This is a genomic window from Rhizobium sp. ARZ01 (assembly GCF_014851675.1).
Taxonomy (GTDB): Bacteria; Pseudomonadota; Alphaproteobacteria; order Rhizobiales; family Rhizobiaceae; genus Mycoplana.
In genome coordinates this window covers 983,213-1,009,290 of the sequence record NZ_JACVAE010000001.1, presented here as the reverse complement: position 1 = coordinate 1,009,290, position 26,078 = coordinate 983,213, and the positions used below count along the sequence as shown (strand labels likewise).

Annotated in this window: 23 protein-coding genes and 4 tRNA genes; 8 read left to right on the top strand and 19 right to left on the bottom strand. The window is 60.0% G+C overall.

Annotated elements, in window-relative coordinates; translation table 11 throughout:
- Positions 1-3: 3 nt before the first annotated feature.
- The 3 genes from secE to tuf all read right to left on the bottom strand — a co-directional run bounded on the left by secE (position 4) and on the right by tuf (position 2,540).
- Positions 4-204 (bottom strand): preprotein translocase subunit SecE, encoded by a 201-nt coding sequence (gene secE, locus IB238_RS04780; RefSeq protein ID WP_192244036.1) that lies wholly within the window; start codon positions 202-204, stop codon positions 4-6.
- A 187-nt stretch (positions 205-391) separates the two neighbouring features.
- A tRNA-Trp gene (locus IB238_RS04775) sits at positions 392-467 on the bottom strand.
- 897 nt (positions 468-1,364) lie between these two features.
- A complete protein-coding gene (gene tuf, locus IB238_RS04770; protein ID WP_192244034.1) occupies positions 1,365-2,540 on the bottom strand; it encodes an elongation factor Tu in 1,176 nt (391 codons plus the stop codon).
- A gap of 385 nt (positions 2,541-2,925) precedes the next feature.
- Between tuf and IB238_RS04765 the strand changes: the two genes are divergently transcribed.
- Together IB238_RS04765 and IB238_RS04760 are read left to right on the top strand one after the other, a co-directional pair.
- Positions 2,926-3,858 carry a hypothetical protein gene (locus IB238_RS04765; protein ID WP_192244032.1) on the top strand — a complete coding sequence of 311 codons (933 nt, stop codon included), beginning with the start codon at positions 2,926-2,928 and terminating at the stop codon, positions 3,856-3,858.
- Between the two features lie 399 nt (positions 3,859-4,257).
- The gene (locus IB238_RS04760) at positions 4,258-5,583 is read left to right on the top strand and encodes a polysaccharide pyruvyl transferase family protein (RefSeq protein ID WP_246723476.1); all 1,326 of its coding nucleotides are present in this window, start codon (positions 4,258-4,260) and stop codon (positions 5,581-5,583) included.
- Positions 5,584-5,935: 352 nt separating this feature from the next.
- On the opposite strand, the gene IB238_RS04755 is transcribed toward IB238_RS04760, so the two are convergent.
- Entirely contained in the window at positions 5,936-6,772 is an 837-nt protein-coding gene (locus IB238_RS04755; RefSeq protein WP_192244030.1) for a reverse transcriptase domain-containing protein, read from the bottom strand.
- A gap of 484 nt (positions 6,773-7,256) precedes the next feature.
- Between IB238_RS04755 and IB238_RS04750 the strand changes: the two genes are divergently transcribed.
- Positions 7,257-7,601 (top strand): hypothetical protein, encoded by a 345-nt coding sequence (locus tag IB238_RS04750; RefSeq protein ID WP_192244028.1) that lies wholly within the window; start codon positions 7,257-7,259, stop codon positions 7,599-7,601.
- Positions 7,602-7,895: 294 nt separating this feature from the next.
- Here the strand turns inward: IB238_RS04750 and IB238_RS04745 are convergent.
- Both IB238_RS04745 and IB238_RS04740 read right to left on the bottom strand, forming a co-directional pair.
- A tRNA-Gly gene (locus IB238_RS04745) sits at positions 7,896-7,969 on the bottom strand.
- 24 nt (positions 7,970-7,993) lie between these two features.
- Positions 7,994-8,078: transfer RNA gene (locus IB238_RS04740), tRNA-Tyr, on the bottom strand.
- Between the two features lie 216 nt (positions 8,079-8,294).
- Here IB238_RS04740 and IB238_RS04735 point away from each other — a divergent pair.
- Complete coding sequence (locus IB238_RS04735; protein ID WP_192244026.1) at positions 8,295-9,170, top strand: RNA methyltransferase; 876 nt, start codon at positions 8,295-8,297, stop codon at positions 9,168-9,170.
- Between the two features lie 498 nt (positions 9,171-9,668).
- Here the strand turns inward: IB238_RS04735 and IB238_RS04730 are convergent, their stop codons facing one another.
- A complete protein-coding gene (locus IB238_RS04730; protein ID WP_192244024.1) occupies positions 9,669-10,292 on the bottom strand; it encodes an FMN-dependent NADH-azoreductase in 624 nt (207 codons plus the stop codon).
- A 104-nt stretch (positions 10,293-10,396) separates the two neighbouring features.
- On the opposite strand from IB238_RS04730, the gene IB238_RS04725 reads away from it, so the two are divergent.
- From IB238_RS04725 to IB238_RS04715, 3 genes are all read left to right on the top strand, one after another.
- On the top strand, positions 10,397-11,374 hold the full coding sequence (locus IB238_RS04725; RefSeq protein ID WP_246723475.1) for a LysR family transcriptional regulator: 978 nt from the start codon (positions 10,397-10,399) through the stop codon (positions 11,372-11,374).
- Between the two features lie 52 nt (positions 11,375-11,426).
- Positions 11,427-11,502: transfer RNA gene (locus tag IB238_RS04720), tRNA-Thr, on the top strand.
- Between the two features lie 341 nt (positions 11,503-11,843).
- Complete coding sequence (locus IB238_RS04715; protein WP_192244023.1) at positions 11,844-12,248, top strand: VOC family protein; 405 nt, start codon at positions 11,844-11,846, stop codon at positions 12,246-12,248.
- A 157-nt stretch (positions 12,249-12,405) separates the two neighbouring features.
- On the opposite strand, the gene IB238_RS04710 is transcribed toward IB238_RS04715, so the two are convergent.
- The 6 genes from IB238_RS04710 to IB238_RS04685 form a co-directional block, all read right to left on the bottom strand.
- On the bottom strand, positions 12,406-12,876 hold the full coding sequence (locus IB238_RS04710) for a BA14K family protein (RefSeq protein ID WP_192247351.1): 471 nt from the start codon (positions 12,874-12,876) through the stop codon (positions 12,406-12,408).
- A 153-nt stretch (positions 12,877-13,029) separates the two neighbouring features.
- On the bottom strand, positions 13,030-14,919 hold the full coding sequence (locus tag IB238_RS04705) for a sugar phosphate isomerase/epimerase and 4-hydroxyphenylpyruvate domain-containing protein (RefSeq protein ID WP_192244021.1): 1,890 nt from the start codon (positions 14,917-14,919) through the stop codon (positions 13,030-13,032).
- 29 nt (positions 14,920-14,948) lie between these two features.
- Positions 14,949-15,809: a shikimate dehydrogenase gene (locus IB238_RS04700; RefSeq protein WP_192247348.1), complete on the bottom strand. Its 861-nt coding sequence runs from the start codon at positions 15,807-15,809 to the stop codon at positions 14,949-14,951.
- A 56-nt stretch (positions 15,810-15,865) separates the two neighbouring features.
- Positions 15,866-16,879 carry a TRAP transporter substrate-binding protein gene (locus IB238_RS04695; RefSeq protein ID WP_192244019.1) on the bottom strand — a complete coding sequence of 338 codons (1,014 nt, stop codon included), beginning with the start codon at positions 16,877-16,879 and terminating at the stop codon, positions 15,866-15,868.
- A 79-nt stretch (positions 16,880-16,958) separates the two neighbouring features.
- The gene (locus IB238_RS04690) at positions 16,959-18,239 is read right to left on the bottom strand and encodes a TRAP transporter large permease subunit (protein WP_192244017.1); all 1,281 of its coding nucleotides are present in this window, start codon (positions 18,237-18,239) and stop codon (positions 16,959-16,961) included.
- A gap of 10 nt (positions 18,240-18,249) precedes the next feature.
- Positions 18,250-18,810, bottom strand: a complete 561-nt coding sequence (locus IB238_RS04685) for a TRAP transporter small permease (RefSeq protein ID WP_192244015.1) — start codon at positions 18,808-18,810, stop codon at positions 18,250-18,252.
- Between the two features lie 266 nt (positions 18,811-19,076).
- Between IB238_RS04685 and IB238_RS04680 the strand changes: the two genes are divergently transcribed.
- Positions 19,077-19,718, top strand: coding sequence for a TetR family transcriptional regulator (locus IB238_RS04680; protein WP_192244013.1), 642 nt, complete (start codon positions 19,077-19,079; stop codon positions 19,716-19,718).
- 103 nt (positions 19,719-19,821) lie between these two features.
- On the opposite strand, the gene IB238_RS04675 is transcribed toward IB238_RS04680, so the two are convergent.
- The 6 genes from IB238_RS04675 to IB238_RS04650 form a co-directional block, all read right to left on the bottom strand.
- Entirely contained in the window at positions 19,822-20,928 is a 1,107-nt protein-coding gene (locus tag IB238_RS04675) for a mannitol dehydrogenase family protein (protein ID WP_192244012.1), read from the bottom strand.
- 124 nt (positions 20,929-21,052) lie between these two features.
- A complete protein-coding gene (locus tag IB238_RS04670; protein ID WP_192244010.1) occupies positions 21,053-22,048 on the bottom strand; it encodes a Gfo/Idh/MocA family oxidoreductase in 996 nt (331 codons plus the stop codon).
- Entirely contained in the window at positions 22,045-22,926 is an 882-nt protein-coding gene (locus IB238_RS04665) for a sugar phosphate isomerase/epimerase family protein (RefSeq protein ID WP_192244008.1), read from the bottom strand. Before IB238_RS04665 ends, IB238_RS04670 begins: the two co-directional genes overlap by 4 nt.
- 87 nt (positions 22,927-23,013) lie before the next feature.
- On the bottom strand, positions 23,014-23,847 hold the full coding sequence (locus IB238_RS04660; protein WP_192244006.1) for a carbohydrate ABC transporter permease: 834 nt from the start codon (positions 23,845-23,847) through the stop codon (positions 23,014-23,016).
- Complete coding sequence (locus IB238_RS04655) at positions 23,844-24,767, bottom strand: sugar ABC transporter permease (protein ID WP_192244004.1); 924 nt, start codon at positions 24,765-24,767, stop codon at positions 23,844-23,846. The genes IB238_RS04660 and IB238_RS04655 overlap by 4 nt, the downstream gene beginning before the upstream one ends.
- 88 nt (positions 24,768-24,855) lie before the next feature.
- Positions 24,856-26,055, bottom strand: coding sequence for a sugar ABC transporter substrate-binding protein (locus IB238_RS04650; RefSeq protein WP_192244002.1), 1,200 nt, complete (start codon positions 26,053-26,055; stop codon positions 24,856-24,858).
- Between the last annotated feature and the right edge of the window lie 23 nt (positions 26,056-26,078).

Sequence of the window (26,078 nt, the reverse complement as noted above, 5' to 3'; positions counted from 1 at the left end):
CAATCACGCGCCGACGTTGAGGATAAGGCCGATCAGCCAACCCATCAGCTGGTCTGCAGCAAAGAAAAACAGTGCGGCAAAGAAGACCATAATGAGCACCATTACGGTCGAGATCATCGTCTCGCGCCGCGTCGGCCAAGTCACTTTTGACGCTTCGGAGCGGACCTGCTGCAGAAACGCTATCGGATTCGTTTTGGATGCCATTGAATGCCCACGCCATTACGGCGCGTAAAGCCGAAACCTCAGCCCCACGCACCGCGTGTCTGTTTTGCCCTACATAAAGCGCGATTCTTCTTTTCACAAGAGGCAATCACGCTTTACCCGAAATTGGACGACACCGCCCGGTTTGCCTTTCCATCACCGCTGCAGACGGACTGCGCTGACGTGCGAATGGCAGGGGCAGAGGGGCTCGAACCCCCGACCTGCGGTTTTGGAGACCGCCGCTCTACCAACTGAGCTATACCCCTTCACACTTCCAGACCGCATTAGTGCCGCCGGAAACGTGTGCCCCCCTTTAAGACGGGCAGAAACGATTGGCAAGTGCGTTTTTCGACTTTTCCAAATCCAGCCGACTGGCTCGCGTGAGTTCGATTTGCGCTTCGTTGCATACCCAGCCTGGCGCGCGCTCCGTACGAACCCATACGCTGCAAAACAGTCAACTGAATCACCCGCTGAATCACCCGCGGGCACCGCGCGACGTGACATGAATGTGCAGCCGACGGCGTCCGCGAGCAACGCCCCGTTGCGCAGCATGGGTCCGTCAGGCGCAAAAGCTGCGATGCCCCCCCTACCCGCCGGCCTACCGCGCCTGCTCGAAACGGCATCCACATAGGCAGGCATTCGCAAGGTCCGGTGCTACCAAACGGCGGATTTACGCGGCGGCAGCCATCACGTCGCAGCAGTAACGATCCCAGCTACCTTTTCGCCGATCGTACCAAGCGGGCGCACTACCGCCACGGACGCAGTCGCGGGCCGCCGATACTCGCGCACCAGGGTCCAGCACTCCGCAGGCGTCATCATACCAACGGAGGTCCGCCTCGCCTGCCGAGATACATGTGCCATCCCAATGGTCCTGCCTGCACCATTTGCTCAAAGGCCACCGGCCTTCATCACAGGACACCGGCCCGCAGGGCTCACCTCACGGGCGCAGCGAAAGAAAGGGATTGGTGTCGTGGCTGCATCTTCCGGAGAACAAAAGGCCCCGCGGTTGCCCGCGAGGCCTTTCAATTTCACTGGCAGATTACTGCCCCGTCGATTACTCGACGATCGAGGCGACGATGCCGGCACCGCAGGCAAATCGCGCTCGCGCGCCATTTGCCCCATATTTGGTGCCGTCGGCAGCTTTCGCCCCGTCGCCTCGTCGATTACTCGACGATCGAGGCGACGATGCCGGCGCCGACGGTGCGGCCGCCTTCGCGGATGGCGAAGCGCAGCTTTTCTTCCATCGCGATCGGAACGATCAGCTCGACGGAAACCGTGACGTTGTCGCCCGGCATGACCATTTCCGTGCCTTCCGGCAGCGAGACGATACCCGTCACGTCGGTGGTGCGGAAGTAGAACTGCGGACGGTAGTTGGTGAAGAACGGCGTATGACGGCCGCCTTCTTCCTTCGTCAGGATGTAGGCTTCAGCCATGAACTTCGTGTGCGGCTTGACCGAACCCGGCTTGCACAGGATCTGACCGCGCTCAACGCCGTCACGGTTCACACCGCGAACCAGTGCGCCGATGTTGTCGCCAGCCTGGCCCTGGTCGAGCAGCTTGCGGAACATTTCAACGCCGGTAACCGTCGTCTTCGAGGTCGGACGGATGCCGACGATCTCGACTTCTTCGCCAACCTTGACGATACCGCGCTCGACGCGGCCGGTCACAACCGTACCACGGCCCGAGATCGAGAACACGTCTTCGATCGGCATCAGGAACGGCTGATCGATCGGACGCTCCGGCGTCGGGATGTACTCGTCAACGGCAGCCATCAGCGCGCGGATCGCGTCTTCGCCGATTTCCTTGTTAGAATCTTCCAGAGCGGCCAGCGCCGAACCCTTGACGACCGGGATGTCATCGCCCGGGAATTCGTAGGACGACAGCAGTTCGCGCACTTCCATCTCGACGAGCTCGAGCAGTTCGGCGTCGTCGACCTGGTCGACCTTGTTGAGGAACACGACGATCGCCGGAACGCCGACCTGACGGGCGAGCAGGATGTGCTCGCGGGTCTGCGGCATCGGGCCGTCGGCAGCCGAAACGACGAGGATCGCGCCGTCCATCTGGGCCGCACCGGTGATCATGTTCTTGACGTAGTCGGCGTGGCCGGGGCAGTCGACGTGCGCGTAGTGACGGGCCGGCGTCTCATACTCGACGTGTGCGGTCGAAATCGTGATGCCGCGGGCCTTTTCTTCCGGAGCGGCGTCGATCTGGTCGTACGCCTTGAACTCGCCGAAGTACTTCGTGATCGCCGCCGTCGTCGACGTCTTGCCATGGTCAACGTGGCCGATCGTGCCGATGTTTACGTGAGGCTTGTTGCGCTCAAACTTACCTTTTGCCATGTTATTCTTCCTGTGAACGAACTTTGGGCTTAACCGGCCCTTCCGGTTTGGCAGCCGTTTAAGGCTTTCGCAAGGAATGCGCAAGCCTTAAATACATGAGCCGCGGGGGTGCCAACGCGACGGGCGGTTGTGCAATTTCGCCCCATTCGTTCCGTTCCCCTCCTCCCACGAGAAAGATCTTTTAGTCGGTATATTCAATGTTTTGTGTCACGTTGCTTATTAGATTAGTCACTTCTTGACCAAACCTCGGCGGCAACCGGATACGTCGCCGGAGCAACTATCACTTCCAGTGCGGTCAACTGTGACGACATGCCACTCACTGGAAGAGCACAAAATCGGATTGAGCCGATTGTCTCATCATGTAAAGACTGAAGCTAGATATTCGATGTTGAGCAATGAGATCGGGATGATTCCATACACGCCGGCCACCTCCGCCAGTCACAAAGACTGCGTCGACAGCCAGGACTACCGCTCCAAGCTCGGTACTTGGCTTTTCCCGGTCCGGCGGTCGCTGCGGCCAGGACCGCTGGAGCATGCGTTTGACCGCCTCTCGCTCCACGTCATTGGCGCTCGTTTGGGCTTTCAACAGCGATTCGATCGTGCAGCGAATCGGCTTATGGGAGAAAGCGGTGGCGCGGTTTCGCCGCGACAGGCTGCAGCTCATTTCGGCTCCCGCCTTTTCTTCGAGATCGACCCGCAAACTCTTCGCCACCGACTGGATGAAAAGTTCTTCGACGGCCAGCAACGACGCTGGATCGGCGAGCACTTTCTTGATTCTGGCGACTGGCGCAATATCCTGTCGCCGCTGGAAAAATCGCCCGCACATCTGGAAATCATCGAAATCTGTGCGACCCGGCGGGATTTCCGTTCCGGACGCAGGTATCGGAAATATGCGAAAATGATCGAACAAGGTCGCCCGCCGCGCCGTAACGCCAGACATCTCGACACGATCTCCGAGCTCGATGCCTACTTCCAGTACTATGTTGATCTGATCGAAAACATCGAACGGAACGGTATCCTCCCGCGCAATCACTTCCAGCAGCATCGCGACACCGGCCACCAACACCGTTCCACTCGCTCGCTATGGCAAGATCTGGTGGAACGCGACATCGGGGTAGCGATCGCCGAAGACGGCCGTTTGGTACGCCATACCTCCGGCAAGCATCGGCTCGCTGCCGCGATCGGCCTGGGCCTGGACCGGATCCCGGTTGAGGTCCGGATGGTTCACGTGCGCTGGCTGCATGAGCAAATGAGGCGGTTCGCACTTCCACCGACAGAGGCATTGGCAGCGGCACTGGAAGAACGCTTCCTCGGCTGAGCGTCCAACGAAATCCAGCTCAACGGTTTACGGCGGGTTGTTTGACGGGTCGCAGTTGGCCGCCCGTACCCGCCACCGCATCCATCCAAGCGCGCTTCTGCTCACGCACCTTCTTTCGTAGTTGGCGCGGTGCCCGCCGACCATATCCCGCGCGGTCGCTTCGTCAGAATTCCCCTCAGCATCGCACTCGACGCCATCCCGTGAGCGCCTCACTGTACGAGATTTAGTTTTTCAGCATTTCCTCACGCAACCGTCCACTGCCCGAGCGACGTGCCTGATCTGCACTTGTCCTCTATGGCCCTTGCGTGCACATCTAGAGGATGCGTGAAAACTGATTCACGTGACATGCGCTTGCCGACATCAGATTTCCTAGATCCCGGACGGAAAGCAGTTGCCGCAATGATCAGTGCCATCATCTCCTCCTTTCATTGGCGTATGGCCAAGACCCACCGGAGGACGAACAAGGAAAAGTTCGCATCCCACCTTCTGAAGGCGGTGAGGGATAGGCCTCAGAACGACACAAAGGTCCGGCGGGCCGTCGCATCTCTCATCAACGAGAGGATGTATGGCAATGCATTGGATCTCTGCCAGCAATTGCTGGACCGCGACGTCGCGCAATATTGGACGACCTACAAGAGCTTCGTCGAAGAGTTGTCCAGGGGCCAAACAACCGAAGGCCGCATCAAAGTCGCGTTGTTCAACGATACCGACTTCCGGGTCAACATTGGCTGCCGCCTGACGAGCCAGGGATTGAAACGATCGATACTCCGGGCGTTCCCCGATGCGGCGGTAACCTCCGCCAGCTTTGATTTTGCCGCTTTTCGCAAGGAGTTCTCGTCGAGCATCGTCCACCGGCCGAAGGCGACGGAACTGGAAGAACGCCTACTGGCCGCCTATGGCGAAACCGCGCTCGACACCATCGCCGGATCGGATTTCATTCTTCTGCAGCCGGAAGGCTCGCTCGACGACGAGACGTCACCGGAGGGTCTCGCGACGTTCTTCACGCCCGTCTTGGTTGCGCAACGGCTTGGCAAACCTTATGCGGTCCTCAATGGCACGATACCGATCTATCGGGACGAGCGGGATGATTATTTGCACCGGCTGTTCAAATCGCTGCGGTTCGTCGCGGCCCGGGACGAGTTCTCCGCGACACATTACGATGTAACGTTCCTGCCCGATGCTGCCTTCCTTCGGATCGCACCTGACGACGTCGTCCACCGCGACGGATGCCTGATCACGACCGGCGCCCGAAACAGGGCGGAAGACGACATCGAGATTTTCAAGTCTGCGCTGGCGGTCTGTGATTCCCATTCCCTGCGACCCGTCGTCCTCACGCGCGCGGCCGATCATTTTGCCGCCTTTGAACGCGAGGTGATTTCACGGGGCGGTATCTTTGCCGAAACGGCCAGCATCGAAATGGCCGCCGACATCATTTCACGGTGCCGCCTGCACATTGGCGGCCGCTATCACATGGCGATCTTCAGCACACTGTGCCGCGTGCCCACGCTGCTGTTCGACGTCAGAACCCACAAGAATCAGTGGTTGGCGCAGTATTCCCCGCTCATTCGACTCGTTGATCCGAAATCGGACATCATGAGCATGGCTGGAAGCCTGCTGGACGACGATAGCCCAGCCCGCCCTCACCCACCGCATGACTATGAAGGCTTTTTGAAGCACGCCTACAGTCTGGGCACGGCACCGGCAAGTGTGCTGAAAACGGGATGATCGGAAAAGCTGGAGCGGGTAGCGGGAATCGAACCCGCGTATTCAGCTTGGAAGTCACACTCTATACGATCATTAGCAGTCATCACAACTCACTAAAATACACGATACCAACCGGTTAGCACAAAACCGTGTTACCGTCAGTTCACGCAAATTCACGCCCGCCCCCGGAATTTTGCGCCCTGGTTGCGCCCAAAAATTCGCTCCGGGCGTTGGAGGTGAGATCGTTTCCTGTTCGAATTTCAGCTCCTGTCATTTTAGCAAGGCCGAATGGACCCGGTTGCAGGCTTATCGCCGATGCACCCACTCAGTATTCAGGTTTTGCGGCTGACGGTGTATGTGCAGCAGGCTTTGTTTATGGCCCTGGGGGAGCTGTGGAAACGGGAGACGCAGACGGCGCAACTGCCTGACCTGCACCTCGGACAAATCGTTTCCGCTTTTGCTTCCGGGTGGAGCGCCAAGTATGCGACTTCACAATGTCTACGTAAGTCTCGAAACCGCCGATGCTAGCCTCACTCCTCTTGACGGAATAAAATTCATCGACCCGCTCCGGCAGCACTTCTGAGGAGCCGCTTTTCAGACTGCAATTGAAGATATCGATGGACTGCGCAGGCTCTCGCGTCTTGTCGGCGTTCAAAGCGAAACCCGCCTCCTCCATCGCAGCCTTCAATCCGTCGAAGGCTACCCTCAGCGTCGCTTCATCTTGTGACGAGAGGCAAATGTCGTCCATGTAGACGGACACTGTTACGGACGCAGGATTCAGGCTGCGAAGGTAGTGACCGACCGCAGAAGTCGCCAAAACAAGCGTAGCGAGAATGGGTGATTGAATAAAGCCGTATGGCAAGACATAGCCCCCGCCGGCATATGGGTTCTTTACAGTCGACCACTTGGCAAACTCTTCAGCCTTGCGGATACCGATACCTTTGAGCACACGCTTCACACGGTTCCGCTGGATGTTGTAAAAAAACCGCTCAATATCCACTCGGCAGAAGAACGCATTCTTACGGTGTGCGTGGAGAGCTTTGACGTGCGAGCCGTCTCTAAAATGGTAGATAAAGTGATCGAACTTGTGGAGTTTGGCGACTTTGCGCTTAACCTTCTTGCCCCACTCCGCACCACGTTCATTGGGCGCAAAGAGTGGCTTTCCGTTCTTCCAGTAGGAATGCTCGAAGTTTTCGAACGTGTGGACCATTATAGTTGACAACCTTGCTGTACAGATCAAAGGCGGCATTGGCAATTTTCACTACCAGATGCAAAATCCTCAGGACTGCAACAGCAAGGTTAAGGCGCTTCTGATTTTTCTTCATAGGCGGCACCTCCATTGCTAGACCCCGGCTATCCGCAACTCATCTTCACGATGGAGCTGTCAACTGAGAGAATGGTCATTCCCGAAGCCCGTCTCATGGTCAGACCAGAAGTCGTACATGAGGTAAAGGCCAGCGCGAGTGCAGCTTACGCCGAAGTCAAAAGAACATGTAGTTGTTGGTCAAACCCAATACACCCCCCTCCAACACGTTCGGTAAAAGAAATTTGACTGCCTATTATATGGCAATGAGGCAGCCTTCCTTTGGACACCAGGACAAAGCGTTCCGTTAGCCAAAGACGAAAGTGCTGGACAGCGCCCGCTCAAATTTGATTAAATTATATATACCTCATTTATGCTTGAGAAATATTCAATGGAAGGATTTGAGCACAAGATCATCTCACGCGCCGAAGCGAAAGCCCAAGGGCTGAAATACTTCTTCACCGGCAAGCCTTGCAAGAAAGGTGGGATTTGGCTGCGGTTTGTTAGTTCTGGCAAATGTCTGTGCGCTGCCTGCCGCGAAGCCGGCAAGGAGTTCAGTCGCAGCTACCACCAAGAGAACCACGAAGCCGAACTGGGCGCCAGCGGCGCTACCGCGAAGAGAATCGCGAAGCCTTGCGGGCGAGCCAGCGCCGACGTCGCGAGCAGAACCGCGAAGCTAAGCTGGGCGACGTTGTGCAGGTGCCGGCCGAGCTGGTGGGGGTGGGATCATGAGTGAGCGCCGCGCTAAGCGTGAGAGAATAGGAAAAACTGCCGCATACCGGCTAAAGCAGGCCGGGCCCAACAGCCAGATAGCAAATGAGCTTGGCATACCGAAAGAAAAAGTGCCGAAAATGATAATGCTTGGCGAGCGGATAGCGTCAATCTCAGATGATGAGTCTGCGCCCTAAAACTGCCGCCAGATCAGAATCCAGCGCCCTACCTGCGCCCTAAAAAAGATTTGGCGGCCACTTGATCACCGAATCAATTCGATCTAAGCGTCTGAATTGTTAGCGCTTTTTGGGTGAAATGTTGGAGCGGGTAGCGGGAATCGAACCCGCGTATTCAGCTTGGAAGGCTGCTGCTCTACCATTGAGCTATACCCGCGGCGTTCGATCCATACCAACAGAATGGTGGAGGGAGCTGGATTTGAACCAGCGTAGGCGTAGCCAACGGATTTACAGTCCGTCCCCTTTAACCACTCGGGCATCCCTCCATTTTTCTGTCGGGATCAAGCGACCAAGCATTTCAGATCTAAGAGCGGTTCCGGCCGAAGCAAGGCGTCCCGTCGATCTGCGCCGCGTATATGACCGCCTCGTTTCCTCCTGTCAACACGATGTTTTGGAAAAAGTTGGGAAAAAATACAGCAGGTTCGACGACATGGATGCGATCATTGGATTTGCGGAATTTGCGCCGGGGGCTATAAGGCGGCATGAGCAAAGATGATGCAGGCGGCCGCAGCGCCCGAGACACCCATTACGCCAAACTTCGACGCGCGCATCGCGATCAGCGGCGCGAGCGCGGCGAAATTCCGACACCGAAGGACGATCGCCGCCGCAAGCAGGTGGAAGGCTGGAAGGCGCCTGCACTCGGCCCCGATCAGGTCTTCCTCTATGGCCTGCACACTGTTCGCGCAGCGCTCGACAATCCCGAACGCCACATCATCAAGCTCTCGGTGACGCAGAACGCCGCCCAGCGCCTAGAACTGCCCGACCCGGCCACCCTGCCCTTTCCGGTCGAAACCGTGTTGCCGTCCGATATCGACAAGATACTCGGCCCTGAAGCGATCCATCAGGGCGTGATGTTGGAAACCCGACCCCTTCCTGTTCGCCGGCTCGGCGCGCTGAAGGAGAGCCCATTGATCCTGGTGCTCGACCAGGTGACCGACCCGCATAATGTCGGCGCGATCCTGCGTACGGCCGTCGCCTTCGGTGCCGGTGCGGTCATCACAACCATGCGCCATTCCCCGACCGAATCCGGCGTGCTCGCCAAATCCGCTTCTGGTGCGCTCGAGCTCATTCCCTACATCCAGATCACCAATCTGGCAGAGGCAATGGAAGAGTTGCACGCGCTCGGCTTCTATTCGGTGGGGCTCGATTCGGAGGGGCCACAGCCATTCGAGGCGACGCTCTCTGGGAGCAAGATTGCCCTGGTTCTCGGCTCCGAGGGCAAGGGATTGCGGCAGAAGACCCGCGCCACCTGCAAGGCGCTGGCGCGTCTCGATATGCCCGGGGCGATCAAATCGCTGAACGTCTCCAATGCGGCAGCGATCGCCCTCTACGCGGCGCGACAATTTCTGGCAAAGTAACGGCTGCTCGGTTGCGACAGAGCATCGATATCCGCAATCGGCCCAAGGCTTTCATGAGGGCCAAGTTCACAACGCTGCGGGAACGCTCTGCATGAGACTGGGCCCTACAGCGAGCGGACAGCTGTCCTGAATCTTCTTCCAGTTGGGCACGTTCAACGCCATCTCGCACCGGGCGAGATATCTGCGGCCGTCCACGTTCAGGCAGACGAAAGATCCGAGCGAGTGTCTGCTGCCATCCCGATTGCGACAGGTGCAGAGCGTACCGCCCAGTCCGCCCGCCGCCGCGATATCAATCGGCAAGGCCAGCAGAACTAACAATGGCGTCAAGCAAACCAAGAGCCGCATCGATCATCTCCGCTGCCCTCTCCACCCAGTAAGTTTATGCCCTTTTTCGCGCCTGTCGAGCCGACTCGTTTCGAATCGCAAGGCCTGCGGCTTGGTAAACGAAAGGGCCCGCCGGAACGTTCACCGGCGGGCTCCAACGCTTGATTGTGCCCCTCAGCTTGCGAGCTTCAAATCGGCGAGGCCCAAAATTGTCCGCTCCGCCTCGGAGATCGCCGTCGCCTTCGAAACAGCGCTGATGTTCAAACCTTCGGCGCGAACGAACTCGACGTCCGAAATGCCGAAGAAGCCGAGCACCGTCTTCAGATAGGCTTCCTGGTGGTCCATGATCGCGGCCGGGCCAGTGCTGTAAAGACCGCCACGGGTGGATGCGACAATCACTTTCTTGCCCTTCGCGAGCCCTTCGGGCCCGTTTTCGGTGTACCGGAAGGTCTTTCCGGCAACAGCGATTCGATCAATCCAGGCCTTGAGCTGGCTCGGCAGCGAGAAATTGTACATCGGCGCACCGATGATGATCGTGTCGGCAGCGAGGAATTCGTCAAGCACCGCAGCGCTCACCGCTACATCGGCTGCCAGTTGGCCGTCGACATCTTCCGGCTTCGCATTCGCCGCCATCAGGTGCACGCCCGTCAGATGCGGCAACGGGTTGGCGACAAGGTCGCGATACGCAACCTTTGCCGCCGGATTGTCGACTTTAACCTGCGCGGCGATTGCTGCGGTCAAGCGACGGGACACTGAGTTTTCTCCGAGAATGCCGGAGTCGATCTGAAGGACGTTCATGGGATGCACCTTTGTGTTGCTTCTGGTGCAATTCATATGCGGCGAAAACAATCGCCCGATTAGCTGGCCGAAAACCGATTGACTGTTTCTTCTGGGAAACAATAATGAAGAAAACACTGTCAGCAGGGATAACCATGCAGGACCTCAACGATCTCGCGCTGTTCGCAGCAGTGGTGAAGCACAAGGGCTTCACAGCGGCCGCCAACGCACTCGGCGTTCCGAAATCGAAGATCAGCAAGCGCGTCGCACACCTGGAGGAACAACTTGGTGTGCGGCTGCTCGAGCGCTCGACCCGCAAGCTGCGTGTGACCGATATCGGTGAGACCTTCTACGAACGTTGCGAGACCATCCTAGCCGGTGTCGAGGAAGCAGAATCGATCGTCGCCGCAGCAATATCGGAGCCGGCCGGCCCGGTTCGCCTTGCAATGCCGCTCGGCTTTGCCCCGATGCTTGCCGACATCCTTCCCCTGTTCCTGAAGCGATATCCACGTGTCCGCCTTTCGATCCTGACCACTAACCGGCCAATCGACCTGATCGAGGAACGGATTGATGTCGCGCTACGGGTGCGGGCGAGCTACGAGGGCGACCAATCGATCGTCGTCCGAAAATTCGGCGACACCCGTCAACATCTCGCGGCCAGCCCGTCTTTCATCGACCGGCATGGACCGGTCACACTGGACAAACTTTCCCTTTTGCCGACGATCGCCATGCAGGAGCAGCCTTCCCGTGCCATCTGGACGCTGGTCAACGCCGACGGCGGTTTTCGCGACGTCGCGCACACGCCCATTTTGTCCTGCATCGATTTCGGCATACTCGAGAGAGCGGTGATCGAAGGGATCGGCTTGGGATTGCTGCCGGACAGGATTGCCGAGCGCGGCTTTCGCAGCGGCGTCCTCGTGCCGGTATTGCCGGAATGGCGCTCGCCGGAATCATCGATACACGCTGCCTTCACCTCCCGCCATGGCATGTTGCCGGCGGTTCGCGCGCTCATCGACTTCCTCGCCGAAACCCTGCCGCGTTCGATGGCGGGCTGCGACGACATCATCCCGCGCCCACCCACGATCACCGACTGGTCGATCTGACGGCATTTTTTGCTTTACAGCCGCCCGGAATATGCTAACTCCCTCCCGGTGTGCCCTTATAGCTCAGTTGGTAGAGCACCTGATTTGTAATCAGGGGGTCGGGAGTTCGAGTCTCTCTGGGGGCACCAATCAATTTCCGTTGAAAACAATATGCTGTGTCCCCGTCCCAAGCTGCTTGGAATTTCACGTCGTATCGTGTAGCGCACTGTTTTCGCTTGATTTCTAACGGCTTCCCCCACACAGGCGGCGATTTCACGCAACGCTCCTCAGTTCGTTTGATCCTGACCTGACAGAGCACGAATAGCGTCTGCAGTCCTGCGTCATCGCAGAAGAAGCGACAACGATCCCGTTGTGTAGCTCAATTTGGTTACTTGGGGGATTCGCCCTGAGACACACGCCTCAGTAGTCCACGATCGTTGTTGCTGATACTCTTCTGGGCCGCTGGAGCAGATCTGCGAGGGCCCATCGTATGTCTCGGCTTGCCTTGCATCACGTGTCGATCATCACCAATGACCTTGAGAGGTCCCTGTCGTTCTACCGGGACGTTCTAGGACTTACAGAGATCCAGCGCCCGAATTTCCCCATTCGCGGCGCGTGGCTAGCATGCGGCAGCCTGCAATTGCATCTTGTCGTCCACCCCGAGGGCAGCTTCCGCTCAAGCCGTTCGATCGACCGGAATGATTGGCATTTCGCGCTTCGTACTGACGAATTCGAGCGTGTTGTCCAGCGTTTGATTGACGCCGGCTTCCGCGAGGATCTGCCAGAGGGCGACCCAATGCGACTGCTCATCGCCCGTTCGGGGCCGGCTGGCTTTCCGCAACTCTATCTTTGCGACCCGGACCGCAACGTCGTCGAGGTCAACGGTGCGGCGTGACTAAGTGGGCCACTCGCTTGCTGTTCCCAACATGATGCGCGTCCACAAACGAAAACCCGCCGCGGTTGGGCGACGGGTTCGCTATGCCCTGGCGCTCTTCAATTCGTGACCGCCGACCGAACAAGCTAGGGCCGGTTCACGAACAGCGACCGTGACATCATGAATAGGGCGAGATGCATTCAGCCCTGTAGCCAACCTGCGGAACATAGGTATTGTCGTATGCCCTGTAGGTGCGATAGCGGGATGCGCACCATTCGACATGACGTGAGGTGTAGCTCGCCCGCGGCGGAGGAGACACATATCTCGGAGGGCTCGCAATTGCTCCTCCAATGATAGCCCCGGCTCCGAACGCAGCTAGCGGATACCACCAACCATCACTATGGCGACGATAACCATGTCGATGATCTCTGTAGCCCCTGTGACCGTTGTGCCAGCCGTGGCGTGGAGGTGGGCGATGATAGTGGTGCCGGTCATGGCGGCGGTTATCGTGGCGATACTGAACGTCATGCACATCAGCGCTTTGGCTCGCATGCTGCATCGGAGCGACGTTAAACGGTGCTGCGCCGGCGGGCAAAACGCCCGAGAAAGCCGTTAGCGCAGCCAAAACAACAACAGAGAGTTTTTTCATTTCATGCCCTTTCAACTTACGCCCCTATGATGCGGGCGCCAGTTGAACAGAGCCTGAACGGTGTGCCGAAAGGGTCAAAGAGCTACCTCTGACGAGCGACATGAAGCCGCTCTCCCATGCGCCGTCCGCACCCACGGCCTCCCTCGGCGCTAGTCACACCACCGGCATTCCCGCCGGGCGCAGGTGTTTTCTGAGGGCTGCGATGCGGAAGATGGCGTTGGCGGCGCCGTATCCCCTGTATCCGCGGCGCTCGACGATTTCGAAGAAGAAGCCTTCGCCGTAGGTTGGGCTATAGAGCTGGAAGTACTCTCCGCCATCGTCGCGGTCGTAGAGGATGTTGTGCCGCTTCAGGCGGTCGCACACGTCAAGATCGAGGCCGAAGCGGGCCTCCAGATCATCGTAGTAATTTGGCGAGATATGCAGCGGAATGAAGCCGTTCTCCGCCAGCGCTTCGGCCGTTGCGAAGATGTCGTCGGTCTTGAAGGCGATGTGCTGGATACCCGAGCCGAAGGTCTCGGCGATGAAGTGGCCGGCAAGGGTATTTCGGTTTTCTGCCCCATTCAGGGTCATCCGCAGCGTGCCTTCCATGTTCTGCACGGCTTGGCTTCTGACGACACCTGACGGATCGATAATGTCGACGAGCGGGGTTTTCTGTGCCTCGAAGATCGACGTGTAGAACAAGAGCCACGTCAGCAATTCCTCGTATTTCATCGTCTGGGCGACATGATCAACTACCGTCAGGCCTGCTGATGCAACCAGGGCAGCGTTGTCGACGAGGTCGAACTCGACGGTCCAGATATCGGAAAGTTCGCTCTTGTTGTCGAGGAAGTAGATGATGCCGCCGCCCACCCCGCGCACGGCCGGCATCTCGATCTCTCCACGATCGAGCGGCTGCTGGAAACGTTCGGCGCCAAGCGCAAGCGCGCGGGCCAAAGCGGCCTTCGCGTCATCGACCATCAGACCCATTGCGTAGGCCGATGCACCGTGGACCAGGTAGGAGGAGCCGGCAAAGCCCCGCTCTTCCGTATTTAAGACGAGTTTGATGTCGCCCTGCCGAAACACGGTCACGTTCTTCGTCTTGTGTTTCGCTGTCTTCCTGAAACCGAGCGTTTCGATCAATGCCACAAGCTGCGGCGCCTCGGCCTCGTCGATGGCGAACTCGACGAAGGCGAACCCCTCGACCGTGCTTCTAGGGGGCATTTCCGGGACATCCATAGGGCAGTCGGGCAACGCGCGTTTCACCTGGTCGCCCAGATAAGTCAGCGAACGGTAACCATCGACAGCGATCGCGCTTGGCGAGTCGCCACGAAACTGATCGTTGAAGATTTCCAGCGAGAGATAGCCATCATAGCCTGTCTCCGCGACCGCTTTCATGAATTCGAGGACTGGCAAATCGCCCTCGCCCGGCATGTTGCGGAAGTGACGGCTCCAATAGAGGAGATCCATGTCGATCAGCGGCGCATCGGCCAGCTGGATGATGAAGATTTTTTCCTTTGGGATGGATCGGATCGAGTTGACGTCGATCTTACGCGACAACGTGTGGAAGCTGTCGAGTATGAGACCGATATTTGGATGATCCGCGCGCCGTACGATCTCCCAGGCGTCACGATGGTCGTTGATGTGGCGCCCCCAGGCGAGCGCCTCGTAACCGACGCGAAGGCCGCGCTTTGCCGCCCGCTCGCCGAGTTCATGGAAATCGGCCGCGGCCCGGTCGATGCCGCCAAGGGCGGCCGTGGAAACGTTCGAACACACGAGCACCAGATCGGTCCCCATCTGCTGCATGAGATCGAATTTGCGTTCGGCGCGGTCGAAAGTCCGGCTGCGGAGCGGTTCCGGCATGCCCTCGAAATCACGGAACGGTTGGAACAAGGTGATCTCCAGACCGTGGTCTCGCACCATGTTGCCGACTTGTTGCGGGCTTTCGTCGAAGACCAGGAAATCGTTCTCGAATATCTCGACACCGTCGAATCCCGCCTTGGCGATCGCAGCCAGCTTGTCGCGGAGGTCACCACTCAGGGAAACGGTTGCAATCGACGTCTTCATGCCCTGGGTCCTTGGCTAGCGTGAGTCGTTCAGGCGGTGAGTGCCTTGAAATGGGCGAGCATCCGTTCCGCATCGGGCTCGAGCCCGGTAAACAGGCGGAACGCGCCAACCGCCTGGAAAACGGCCATCCCGCCGCCGTCGAGCGTGCGGCAGCCGCGCTGCCGGGCCGCGCTCAACAGTGCGGTTTCCAAAGGGAAATAGACGATCTCCGCGACCCAATGACGGGCATCAAGCAGCTCGACCGGCAGCGGAAGGCCCGGGTATTTAGCCATCCCGGTCGGCGTCGCGTGGATGAGCCCGGATGCCCCCCCCATGGCGGCTTCGAGATCATGGCCGGCGCGGATCACGGCGCCGGGAAAGCGCCCCGACATGGTCTCGGCAAGTTCTCGGGAGCGTTCCGCTTCCTTATCGAAGACGACAAGCGAACGTGCTCCAAGCGAAAGAATGGCATAGGCCGTCGCTACACCTGCGCCGCCGGCCCCAAGCTGCACGACAGCATTCAGATCCGCATCCGGCAAGCCGCGGCGAAAGCTCTCGGCAAATCCCCACCAGTCGGTGTTGTGGCCATGGCGTCGTCCGTCCATCAGCACGACGGTATTGACGGCCCCAAGGGCGCGCGCCTCGCCGGACAGTTCATCCAGATGGGGAATGATGGCCTGCTTGCACGGGTGCGTGATGTTGAGCCCGCACAATCCCCTCGCCTCGGCATCGGCAATGAGCATCGGCAGGTCGTCCGCCGTCGCGCCGATTTCGTTAAGGTCAATCAGTTCGTAGTCGTAGGTCAGCCCCTGTGCTGCGCCTTCGCGCATGTGCATCGCAGGTGTGAGCGAAGCCTGGATCCCGGCGCCGATCAATCCGGCCCTTGTCGGTTTGAGCAGTGTTTCGACCATCTTGGCTGCCTTCACGGGAAGATGGCCGGCCCGCAATGTGCGGGCCGGCAGAGGTGTCACTTGCGGACTGCGTCGAGTTCCGTGAACAGGGCCGTGACGGTGTCGGCGCCGATCTCGGCGCTGAACTTCTCGATCATCGGCTTCACGGCGTCGCGCAGCTTCTGCGTTTCTTCCGGCGACAGCTCATCGACCTGCATGCCGGTTGCCTTGATCTCGGCGACCGCCTTTGCATCAAGTTCGCGCGAGACCTGGCGCTGATAGTCGCGTGCTTCGGTCGCGGCCGACTGGAACACCGCCTTCTCCTCGTCGTTCAGGCCGTCCCAGAACTTTTTACTGATCAGCACGATCTGCGGGTTGTACTGATGGCGCGTCACCGTCATGTACTTCTGCACTTCGTAGAACTTGGCGTTGAGGATGTTGGCAGCCGGGTTTTCCTGGCCGTCGACCGTGCCGGTTTCGAGCGCCGTATAGAGTTCTGTGTAAGGCAGCGGCACGGCATTGGCGCCGAGCGCGTTGAACAACTCGATCGGGATCGGCGATTGGATCGTGCGGATCTTCAGACCCTTGATGTCTTCCAGCTTCGTCACCGGATGACGATTGTTGGTGAGGTTGCGGAAGCCCAGCTCCCAATAGGCAAGGCCGACCAAGCCGGTGTCGGGCAGAAGCTCGATCAGGCTTGTGCCGAACGCACCGTCCATCACCTTGTCGGCTTCCTCGCCGCTGTTGAAGAGGAACGGCAGGTCGACGGCGCCGAACTGCTTGACGTTACTGGCCAGAATACCGGCATTCAGCACCGTCATCTCGATGACGCCGCCCTGCAGCGCCGAAACGGTCTGCACGTCACCGCCGAGCACGCCGCCCGGAAACAGCTTGACCTCGATCTTGCCGCCGCTCTTTTCTTTCACAAGCTCGGCGAATTTTTCCATGCCGGTGACCTGCGGGTGGCCCTTGTTGTTGGCGGCGGCGAACTTTAGCTGGTGCTCGCGGATTTCGGCTGCTGCCGGCGAGCCGGCGAGGATTGCGATCGGCAATGCCACGCCGAGCGCGTATTTCATCAGTCTGTTCAACATGCTTTCCTCCCATGTGTGGCCCAGCGCCCCGCTGAAGCCGGTTTGAATGTGTGCCTCCGCATCGGAGGCTCGTTGTTGCTCAGTGTCCGAACCAAGCCGCAGGCACAGTGACCAGTTGCGGGAACAGCACGAGCAGGAATAGGACGATGAGTTCGGCGATCAGGAAGGGCATGACACCCTTCATCAGTTCCTCCATCTTCAGCTTCGACACGCCGCAGATGACGTTGAGCACCGTCCCGACAGGGGGCGTGATCAGGCCGATCGAATTGTTGATGATGAAGAGCACGCCGAAATAGACCGGATCGATGCCCGCCTGCTTGATGATCGGCATCAGCACAGGCGTCAGGATCAAGATGGTCGGGGTCATATCCATTGCGGTGCCGACCGCGACCACGAGCACCATGATCGCAAAGAGCAGCAGCGTCTGATTGTCCATCAGCGGCTCGAGCATCCTGGCGAGATCGCCGGGGACATCCGCCACGGTAATCAGCCAGGCCGACACGGCAGCACAAGCGACGAGGAACATGACGACGGACGTGACCTTCGCTGCCGAAACGAAGACGTGGAATAGCTTCGACGGCGGCAATTCCCGATAGATCACCATCGACACGAACAGCGAATAGACCGCCGCCACGACGCCGGCTTCGGTCGGCGTGAAGACGCCGAACTTTAGCCCGACGATAATGATGAGCGGAAGAAGCAGCGCCCAGATACTCTCGACGAACGCCTTCCTGCGCTCGGCAAAGCTCCTCCGTGGAGGCAGCTCGAACTGTTCCTTTCGCGCCACGATGAGCCAGGTGACGCAAAGGGCAGCAGCGATCAGAATGCCGGGAAAGATGCCGGCCAAGAAGAGCTTGGTGATCGAGACCCCGCCGACCACGCCATACAGAATGAACCCGATGGAGGGCGGGATGATCGGTGCGATGATGGAGGCGGATGCCAGCAGCCCACCGGCTCGCGCCGGATCGTGGCCCGATTTCAGCATCATCGGCAAAAGGAGCGCACCGAGGGCAGCGGCATCGGCCACCGCTGAACCGGAAAGGCTCGCCATGATGCAGGCGGCGAAGATCGCGACGAAGCCGAGGCCGCCACGAATGTGGCCAACCATCACCATGGCCAGATTGACGATCCTGCGCGACAGGCCGCCGGCGTTCATCACCTCGCCGGCGAGCATGAAGAAGGGAACCGCCATCAGCGGGAAGCTGTCGGCACCATTGAGCACGTTCTGCGCAACGATCTGCGCATCGAACAGGTCGAGATACATCATCAGAGCCACGCCGCTGATGATCAACGCAAAGGCAATCGGCACGCCGAGTGCCATGGGGCCGAGGAGAGCGCCGAGAAAGATCGTTACCGTCATCGCCCCGCCCTCAACGCTTCAACATGGAATTGCCGAGTTCGGGCTCGGGATGGTCTTCTAGGGCTTCCTCCTCGCTTTCACGCACGAGCTCTGCCGTTCTGACGTCAATGCGCCCGGTGAGGACTGAGAAGATGTCCCACAGGATGATCAGGAACGCCGGAATGCCGAAGGCGAGCCCTGCGCCGTAGAAGAGGCCCATTGAAATGCCGGTGGCGGGCGCGGAAACGTTCAGGTTGATCAGCGTCTGTGTCCAGCTGCCGCTGATCATCAACCAAGTCGCCCAAAGCATCAAAAGCTGACCGGCAAGCGCCGCGGCCTTGGCACCCGCAGGTGGCAGGCGGCGCAAAAGCGTGTCCACGCCAAGGTGCCCGTGTTCGCGCATGGCGACCACTGCGCCAAGGAATGTCAGCCAGACGAAAAAGATGCGCGACAGTTCTTCAGAGTAAGTGATGCCCGTATTGAAGGCATAGCGCAGGATGACATTGCCGAAGACCAGGACCACCATGCCGGCGAGCAGCAGCGCGATCGCGATCTTCAGCAGAAAGAAACAGAAATCGATAGCCCTCGCCATACGCTCCTCCCGGGTCCCGTTGCAGCTTGCAACACGTTGAACCCGAACCCGCCACATCGCCACATCTGTCGACACGCACGGCGACCGTTCCTCCCAGCTTTCGTGCGTTTTGTCAAAATGTACTAACTAGTTCGGATGTCAAGCGGGATGACTTGAAAGAGAACGTCAAGCCCAATAAGACTTCACTTCGGACGTGCAGGACGAGGCGCGTCCGAATCTCGCTGATAAGATTTTTGAAAACAAGGCGGTAGGGAGAAAGTGCGGAGATGGCTGCGCGCCCTGGGAACAGCAGGAAAAACGATCCTCAAGCAACGCAGGAAGACATCCTGATCGTAGCGACTGAGGAATTCGCCACTCACGGGCTCGCGGGCGCGCGGGTTGACGCGATTGCCGAACGGACGCGCGCCTCCAAGCGAATGATATACTACTACTTCGGCAGCAAGGAGGGGCTCTATCTCTCGGTCCTGGAGCGTTCCTACCGGAAGATCCGCACGCTCGAGGCGGACCTGCACCTCGCCGACCTTGAGCCCGAAGAGGCGCTAAGAACTCTGATCTCGACGACGTTCGACCACGACGAAGCCAATCCCGATTTCGTCCGTCTCGTCAGCATCGAGAACATTCATCACGCCGCCCACATGCTGCGCTCCGACACGCTTCGCGACCTGAATGTCTCGGTCATCGAAACGATCGCCAGCATTCTCGATCGGGGTATCAAACAGGGTGTATTCCGTCGCGAAGCCGATCCGATCGATGTCCACATGATGATCAGCGCCTTCTGCTTCTTCCGGGTTTCCAACCGCTATACGTTCGGAACGATTTTTCGCCGCGATCTTTCCGAACCGGAGACCAAGACCCGGCATAAAGGAATGATCTCGGATGCGGTCGTCAGCTATCTGAAGGTATTATGATACTGTCTGACGGTTCACATTTGGTCCTAACAAAGCGCTGACGCCAAAGCCTCTCAACGGCCTCGGTTCCGCGAGCTCTCGAACGGCGATCTGCCGATTGCGCTCAGCGAACAGCGGCCCGCCGGATGACCGCTGAGAGCATCGGAAAATCACCTTCGTAGCCGGCATCGCGCGCAAGCTGGATGAAGGCCGCTATCCGCCGTTCGACTTTCTGCGCATGGTTCTGGGCGATGTCGGAAATCCTGTGATCCAGGAAAGGATTGGCAAAGCGTTCCACGGTGCCGGCAAGGTAGGCGGCCGCTTCTTCGCCACCACCGAGCGCGCCAAAGGCGGGCAGAACCTCGTTCCGGTAAATCTGCGCCAGCTCGGCCCCTACTTCAGGCAGTGCGATGAACTCCCGCACGATCGCTTCGGCAGGCGCACCACGTGTCATCCACATATCGACAAGCGCGCTGTGGCCGAGATTGAGGATATGGAGCTTGAGCGTCTCGATCGCCTTCAGGTCATCGACGACCTGAATCGACGGATGGTCGGTCGGCGCGACCAGCCCCGGCGTGCGCTCGATTGCCCAAAGCGCATAGGGCTCGGCCACTGCACCGGCTGGCTCTATCGGCGCGGACACAATGCGATCGACGAGGCTGGAGGCCCAGACGGTTTCGTCTGCGATGGAGCGCGTCAGGTCGGGCGACGCGCCATTGGCCTTTGCGATCGCCAGAACCAGCCCGCGCAGGACTTTGCCGTTATCGGCGATCAGTTCCATCGGCAGGATGGTCAAAGGGGGGGCTCCGGCAGCATGGCGCGCGGTCAGCAGATGGTAGAGCTTGGCGGGGAAACTCATCGCTGGTGAAAAGGCGGACTGTGTATCCTCTGGCTTGGCTTCGTATCCCGAATCCCCGGTATTGGAGAGAACGTAGTCCGCCTCCTCCACGAACACGCGCAGCACCTCGTCATACTGGCCGGCCATCGACAGGCAGCGTTTGACCGAAGTGACGCGACGCTCCTCATCGATCACCCGGCCGTCCTGAAGGCCGCGGACCCGCACAGGATAACCTTCAGGCGCGGCAAGAGCAGCAAGCCGCCCTGCCCGCGCCGGATCGCCGGACGTCTGGACCACCGTGATCGTCATCGCCGGTGTCCCTTCGGAAAGGAACAGGTCGGCATGGGCCTGCAGGAACCGGCTCGTGCCGAACTGGATCACGGGGGTCTTCATGATCTGCCTGTCTCTCTTTTGATCGGTTTCGCGGCGGTTCCGTCTGGACACGCCGCAAACTTGCTATGGGGCGCGACAACGCACAACCCCGCCGGAATAATCGATGCCGATTACCGGCAGCGCGTTAAAGCGCCAGCTCGCGGCGCAACGTCTCCAGCCGTTCCATCGCCACCACGCCGTCGCGAATGGAGGGTGCGGGCGTTTCGTCGCCGCCGAGTGCCGGGATCACGTCGGCCAACAGCGAGAAATAGCCCTTGGGATCCTCGTTGGCGGCGGCCGTGAAGTTCGGCTTCCAGGTCAGGCTATCGACGCTATCGGAAAGGGTCGCCAGCGGATCGTCCACCTTGAAGGGCGGATTGCGGTTCCAGCGGACCTCGATGACGTTGTCGACCTCGATGCGCTGGTGGTCGCCCATCAGTTCGATGCGCTCGACCGGCGCACCGCGCGACTGGATCGTGCCCATGGCGATCGTGCCGATCGCGCCGCACTCAAAGTCGAAATTGATATGGAACAGCACCTTACCCGGCTCTTTCTCGACCTTACGCGCGGTCAGCTTCGTGACCGGCGACACAAGGAAGGAAACGAGATCCATGTAATGCACGCAGTGGTGCAGGAAGAAGCCGGTATAGTCGACATTGCCGACGAAGTAGCCGGGCGCGGTCATGTAGTAGCCGGTCAGCCCGAGGACCTGTCCGAACCGACCGGAGCGGATGATGTTCGCGGCGATCTTGTTGCCCGCCGAGTAGCGCTTCATGAAACCGACGAGGAGCGGCTTCTTCGCCTTTTCGGAGGCAGCGAGCAGTTCGCGCGCACCGGCAGCGCTCCCCGATGGCGGCTTCTCCATGAACACCGGCAGGCCGCGCTCCAGCGCCATCTTGCCGAAAGCAAGATGCTGGTCCGGACCGACCGCCATGCCGACGGCGCCGATGCCGGGCGTGCGGATCAACTCCTCGGCGTCGCTCGTCAGCTTGGAAACGCCGAACTGGCGGCCGGCGGAAGCAAGACGCTTGCCGTCGATGTCGCAAAGCGCCACCAGTTCGACATCGTGGCGAACGAGTTGCGGCAAGAGCATCTGGGTGGCGTGGACGCCGCACCCGATCCAACCAATTTTCAGTGTCATCGGCGATATTCCGTCAGCAGGATGTGGGACTTGATGAATTCGGCGGAAGCCGCGAGCCGCTCGGACTCGTCTTCGTGCGGCGGGCGCCATTGGGCGAAGGGAACGCCGAAGCGGTCGTCGTTGCGGCGGAAGGGTTCGAGTGAGACCGGACCCTCGTAGCCGATATCATGCAGCGCGCGGAAAACATCGACCCAGTCGGTGGCACCAGTTCCCGGAAAACCGCGGTGGTTCTCGTTCGCCTGAAAATGCACGACGCGCTTGCCGCCGAGGCGGATCGCTTCCGCAATTGAGGCTTCTTCCATGTGCATGTGGAACGTGTCGAGCATAAGCTGGACCGCCGGGTGATCGACGGCATCGAGCAGTTCGACCGCCTGCTGCGTGGTGCACAGCACGTCGCTCTCGAAGCGGTTCAGCGGTTCGACCGCCAGCATCACCCCGAGCTTTTGCGCGTAGTCACCGGCTTCCTTGAGGCCGGCAACGCAGCGCGCCTTGCGGGCCAGCCGCTCCTCTTCCGTGACCGGCTGCGGCGGCCGGCCGGCGAAGACCAGCGGATTGCCGGTCAATGGGCCACCGACGATCCTGCAGCCCAGTGCCGCCGCGCAATCGGCAGCGTACTTCAGATAGTCGATACCGGCGCGATGGGCGACCGGGTCGTGGGAGGAAAGGTTGCGCTGCAGGTTGACGCGGGCGGCAAGCACGACCGACAGGCCGGCCTCGTCGAGCGCCTTCTTCGTGTCCGCGAGGTCGAGTTCGCCCGGCTCCGGCACGAGCAGTTCAACGAAATCGTAGCCGAGCCGCCGCATCTCGGAAAACAGCGGGAAGTGCTCGGCCGTGAAGGGCCGCGCGTACTGCATGGATATCAACCCGACGGGGTTCATGGGTCAGTCCTCTTTCTAGAGCAGTGCCAGCAAAAGTGCGTAGCGGTTTTGCATCCGGAACTGCGAAAATAAGCAGTTAGCGAATGGTCAGCCCTTCACCGCGCCCTGCGTGAGCCCGCCAATCAGGCGGCGCTGGACGAGTAGGAACAGGATGGTAGCGGGCATGGCGCCGACGACCGCGCCGGCGGCGAGCAGGCCCCACTCGATCTGGTACTCGCCGATCAGCGTCTGGATCGCGACGGTGACGGGCCGCACGTTCCGCCCGCCAAGCGTCAGCGCATAGAGATATTCGTTCCAGGCGGTAATGAAGATGTAGATGCCGGTGGAGATGATGCCAGGCATCGTCAGCGGCAGCACGACACGGCGCAGTGCCGTCAGCCGCGAGCAACCGTCGATCATCGCCGCCTCGTCGAGGCTCTTCGGGATCGCGCCGACATAGCTCGTCAGCATCCAGACGGCGAAGGGGATGGCGACCGTGGCATTGGCGAGGATCAGGCCGAAATGCGTGTCCAGTATGCCGACGTTTTTCATCAGCACGAACAGCGGAAGGATCAACAGCACCACCGGGAACATGTTGATCAGCAAGAACTGCAGCATCAGCAGCTTGCGCCCGGAAAACCGGAAGCGCGAGAAGGCATAGGCCGCAGTGACCGCAACTGCCAGCCCGAGGATGACCGTACCGCCGGCGATGATGAGGCTGTCCATCATGTTGCCGAGGAACGAGGTCTGGCGCAGCAGGCGCTCGTAGTTATCGAGGCTCCAGCCAGCCGGCGAGACGGACACGCCGGTAGCGTTCAGCGTTGCCGTCGGCGTCAGCGATGTCAGCACCATCCAGGCGAACGGGGCCATGGCGAAGATAACGATGAACAGGACCGGCAGGTCGGTGGTCAGGATGCGGCGTGCGGTGCTTTGATTGTTCATCGCTCAACCTCGCGCATGGTGCGGGCCAGATAGACGGCGACGATCGCGCCGAGCAGGATGGTGAATGTGACGGCGATCGCGGTGCCATAGCCGAAATCGAGGTTCTGCCGGGCCCGGACGAAGGCGTAGAGCGGCAGCGTATGGGTCGCGTAGCCCGGGCCACCGCCGGTCATGACAAAAATCACGTCCATCGAGTTGGCGACCCAGATCACGCGCAGCAGTCCCGCCGTCGCCAGCACCGGCGCAATGCCCGGCAGCGTGATATGCAGGAACTGCCGCCAGGCGCTGGCGCCGTCGATCGATGCGGCCTCATATTGGCTCTTCGGAATGCCCTGCAGGCCGGCAAGGATCATCACCGCGAAGAATGGGAAGCCTTGCCATGTCAGCGTGCCGATAATGGCATAGAGGGCAAGGTTCGGATCGGCGAGCCACGGGACGGCGCTCTGCACGATCGAGAGATAGATGAGGATGTCGTTGAACACACCGGTGTTCGGATCGTAGATCCAGCGCCACATCAGCGCGATCACGACGCTCGGCAGCGCCCAGGGAATGATGATCAGGGCGCGCGCAAAGCCGCGCCAGGGGAACTCTCGATTGAGCAAGAGCGCCGTCAGCAGGCCGAGCCCCATCTGCAACGGCACCGTCAGGCCGATCCAGATCACGGTGTTCCACAGCGCGGTCCAGAAGACGGGATCGGCGAAGAGCTTCACGTAGTTGCCGAAGCCGACGAAGCGGCTTGCGTTCGGCTTCCAGAGCACAAGATCGTAAAAGCTGGTGACGACCGCCTGCACCATCGGCATGAAGACGATGAACACCGTCACCAGCACCGCCGGCGCGAGAAGCATGTAGGGCATTAGCCGCGTGCTCCATGGCGTCGGTATTGCAATGTCGGTGGTCGGAGACGAGGTGATCACTGTCATCGGAATTCATTTCCTTGCCTTGTGGGCTGGCATCGATCCCCCCACCCGCCCTGACGCTGCGGGTGGGAGATGCATGGGAGGATGCGCTTTATTGGGCGAAGAGCACTTCCAGCTGTTCCATCATCTGCTGCGAGGTGATCTGTCCCGTCAGTGCCTGCTGCATGGCCGTCTGCCAGGCGGTGTTGACGAACTCCGACGTCGCCGGGCTCTGCGGCAGGACATGGGCGAAGGGCAGCGAGTCGACGGTCGCATCCACGAAGCGGCGCTCATGCAGCTTCCAGTCGGCCGAGCCGCTCTTCGTTACGGTCATCTGGCCGGTCGCCTTGTTGAAGGCCACGTTGTTCTCGCCTTCGGCCAGGAACGAGACCCACTTCCAGGCAGCGTCCTTCACTTCGGAGGAAGAGAAAATCGCCAGCGACTCGTCGCCGTAGGACGTCCAGCGATTGCCGCTGCATTCCGGCACCGGCACGGCCGAGACCTTGTCACCCAGCGCCTTGACCATGTCGTTGGACGAGCCGATATGATGGATCGTCATGGCCGTCGTGCCGGCCTTGAAGGCGCCGGTGATTTCCTGGAAACCGTCGTTCGGCGCGGACGGCGGGATGACCTTGTCCTTCTGGAACAGGTCGATCAGCCGTTGGTTGGCGGCGACCGCCTTTTCGTTGGTCAGCCCGCCCGGCTTCAGCTCTGCCCCCTGAGAGAGGACGAAGGCGCCCCACTGGTCCCAGCCGCCCTTGCCGCCGCGCAGGCCGAAGCCGTAGGTCGTCGGCGCCTTGGTCAGCTTGATCGCCGCGTCGCGGAATTCCTCGCAGGTCTTCGGCGGCTGCAGGCCGGCCTGCTCGAAGAGATCGGCGCGGTAGTAGAGATACAGAACGACGTACTGGATCGGCAGGTAGTACTGCTGGCCCTCCGGACCCTTGTTCAATTCCAGCAGATTGTCGAGCAGGTCGGCCTTTCCGGCCCAGGCGTCAATCTTGTCGCCGAGCGGCTCAAGGGCCCCCATCTCCACCAGGCGCGGCTGGGCAAAGAGCTTCACCATTGCCGCATCCGGCGCGTTGCCGCCAACGAGCGAGGTGTAGAGCGTGTCGTAATAGCTGTTCCACGGCACGTTTTCCGCTTCGATCGTGATGCCCGGATTGGCGGCTTCGAACTTCGCCACCAGGTCAGCCATCGGGTTTTCCGGATTGTCGAAGTGGTACCAGAAGCGGACCGTTTCGGCAGAAGCAGTCGATGCGAACAGCGTCGCGGCCAGCGCGGCGCCAATGGTAAGCGATTTCAACATTGCCATTTTCTCCTCCTAGAAATTGTGCG

What these genes read in the sequence shown, in the direction of transcription:
- IB238_RS04650 (WP_192244002.1), bottom strand. Translation starts at nt 26,055, where the DNA reads ATGGCAATGTTGAAATCGCTTACCATTGGCGCCGCGCTGGCCGCGACG.
- IB238_RS04675 (WP_192244012.1), bottom strand. Translation starts at nt 20,928, where the DNA reads ATGAAGACCCCCGTGATCCAGTTCGGCACGAGCCGGTTCCTGCAGGCC.
- IB238_RS04730 (WP_192244024.1), bottom strand. Translation starts at nt 10,292, where the DNA reads ATGAACGTCCTTCAGATCGACTCCGGCATTCTCGGAGAAAACTCAGTG.
- secE (WP_192244036.1), bottom strand. Translation starts at nt 204, where the DNA reads ATGGCATCCAAAACGAATCCGATAGCGTTTCTGCAGCAGGTCCGCTCC.
- IB238_RS04665 (WP_192244008.1), bottom strand. Translation starts at nt 22,926, where the DNA reads ATGAACCCCGTCGGGTTGATATCCATGCAGTACGCGCGGCCCTTCACG.
- IB238_RS04700 (WP_192247348.1), bottom strand. Translation starts at nt 15,809, where the DNA reads ATGGTCGAAACACTGCTCAAACCGACAAGGGCCGGATTGATCGGCGCC.
- IB238_RS04655 (WP_192244004.1), bottom strand. Translation starts at nt 24,767, where the DNA reads ATGACAGTGATCACCTCGTCTCCGACCACCGACATTGCAATACCGACG.
- IB238_RS04755 (WP_192244030.1), bottom strand. Translation starts at nt 6,772, where the DNA reads ATGGTCCACACGTTCGAAAACTTCGAGCATTCCTACTGGAAGAACGGA.
- tuf (WP_192244034.1), bottom strand. Translation starts at nt 2,540, where the DNA reads ATGGCAAAAGGTAAGTTTGAGCGCAACAAGCCTCACGTAAACATCGGC.
- IB238_RS04760 (WP_246723476.1), top strand. Translation starts at nt 4,258, where the DNA reads ATGATCAGTGCCATCATCTCCTCCTTTCATTGGCGTATGGCCAAGACC.
- IB238_RS04690 (WP_192244017.1), bottom strand. Translation starts at nt 18,239, where the DNA reads ATGACGGTAACGATCTTTCTCGGCGCTCTCCTCGGCCCCATGGCACTC.
- IB238_RS04680 (WP_192244013.1), top strand. Translation starts at nt 19,077, where the DNA reads ATGGCTGCGCGCCCTGGGAACAGCAGGAAAAACGATCCTCAAGCAACG.
- IB238_RS04705 (WP_192244021.1), bottom strand. Translation starts at nt 14,919, where the DNA reads ATGAAGACGTCGATTGCAACCGTTTCCCTGAGTGGTGACCTCCGCGAC.
- IB238_RS04670 (WP_192244010.1), bottom strand. Translation starts at nt 22,048, where the DNA reads ATGACACTGAAAATTGGTTGGATCGGGTGCGGCGTCCACGCCACCCAG.
- IB238_RS04660 (WP_192244006.1), bottom strand. Translation starts at nt 23,847, where the DNA reads ATGAACAATCAAAGCACCGCACGCCGCATCCTGACCACCGACCTGCCG.
- IB238_RS04685 (WP_192244015.1), bottom strand. Translation starts at nt 18,810, where the DNA reads ATGGCGAGGGCTATCGATTTCTGTTTCTTTCTGCTGAAGATCGCGATC.
- IB238_RS04750 (WP_192244028.1), top strand. Translation starts at nt 7,257, where the DNA reads ATGGAAGGATTTGAGCACAAGATCATCTCACGCGCCGAAGCGAAAGCC.
- IB238_RS04725 (WP_246723475.1), top strand. Translation starts at nt 10,397, where the DNA reads ATGAAGAAAACACTGTCAGCAGGGATAACCATGCAGGACCTCAACGAT.
- IB238_RS04735 (WP_192244026.1), top strand. Translation starts at nt 8,295, where the DNA reads ATGAGCAAAGATGATGCAGGCGGCCGCAGCGCCCGAGACACCCATTAC.
- IB238_RS04715 (WP_192244023.1), top strand. Translation starts at nt 11,844, where the DNA reads ATGTCTCGGCTTGCCTTGCATCACGTGTCGATCATCACCAATGACCTT.
- IB238_RS04695 (WP_192244019.1), bottom strand. Translation starts at nt 16,879, where the DNA reads ATGTTGAACAGACTGATGAAATACGCGCTCGGCGTGGCATTGCCGATC.
- IB238_RS04710 (WP_192247351.1), bottom strand. Translation starts at nt 12,876, where the DNA reads ATGAAAAAACTCTCTGTTGTTGTTTTGGCTGCGCTAACGGCTTTCTCG.
- IB238_RS04765 (WP_192244032.1), top strand. Translation starts at nt 2,926, where the DNA reads ATGTTGAGCAATGAGATCGGGATGATTCCATACACGCCGGCCACCTCC.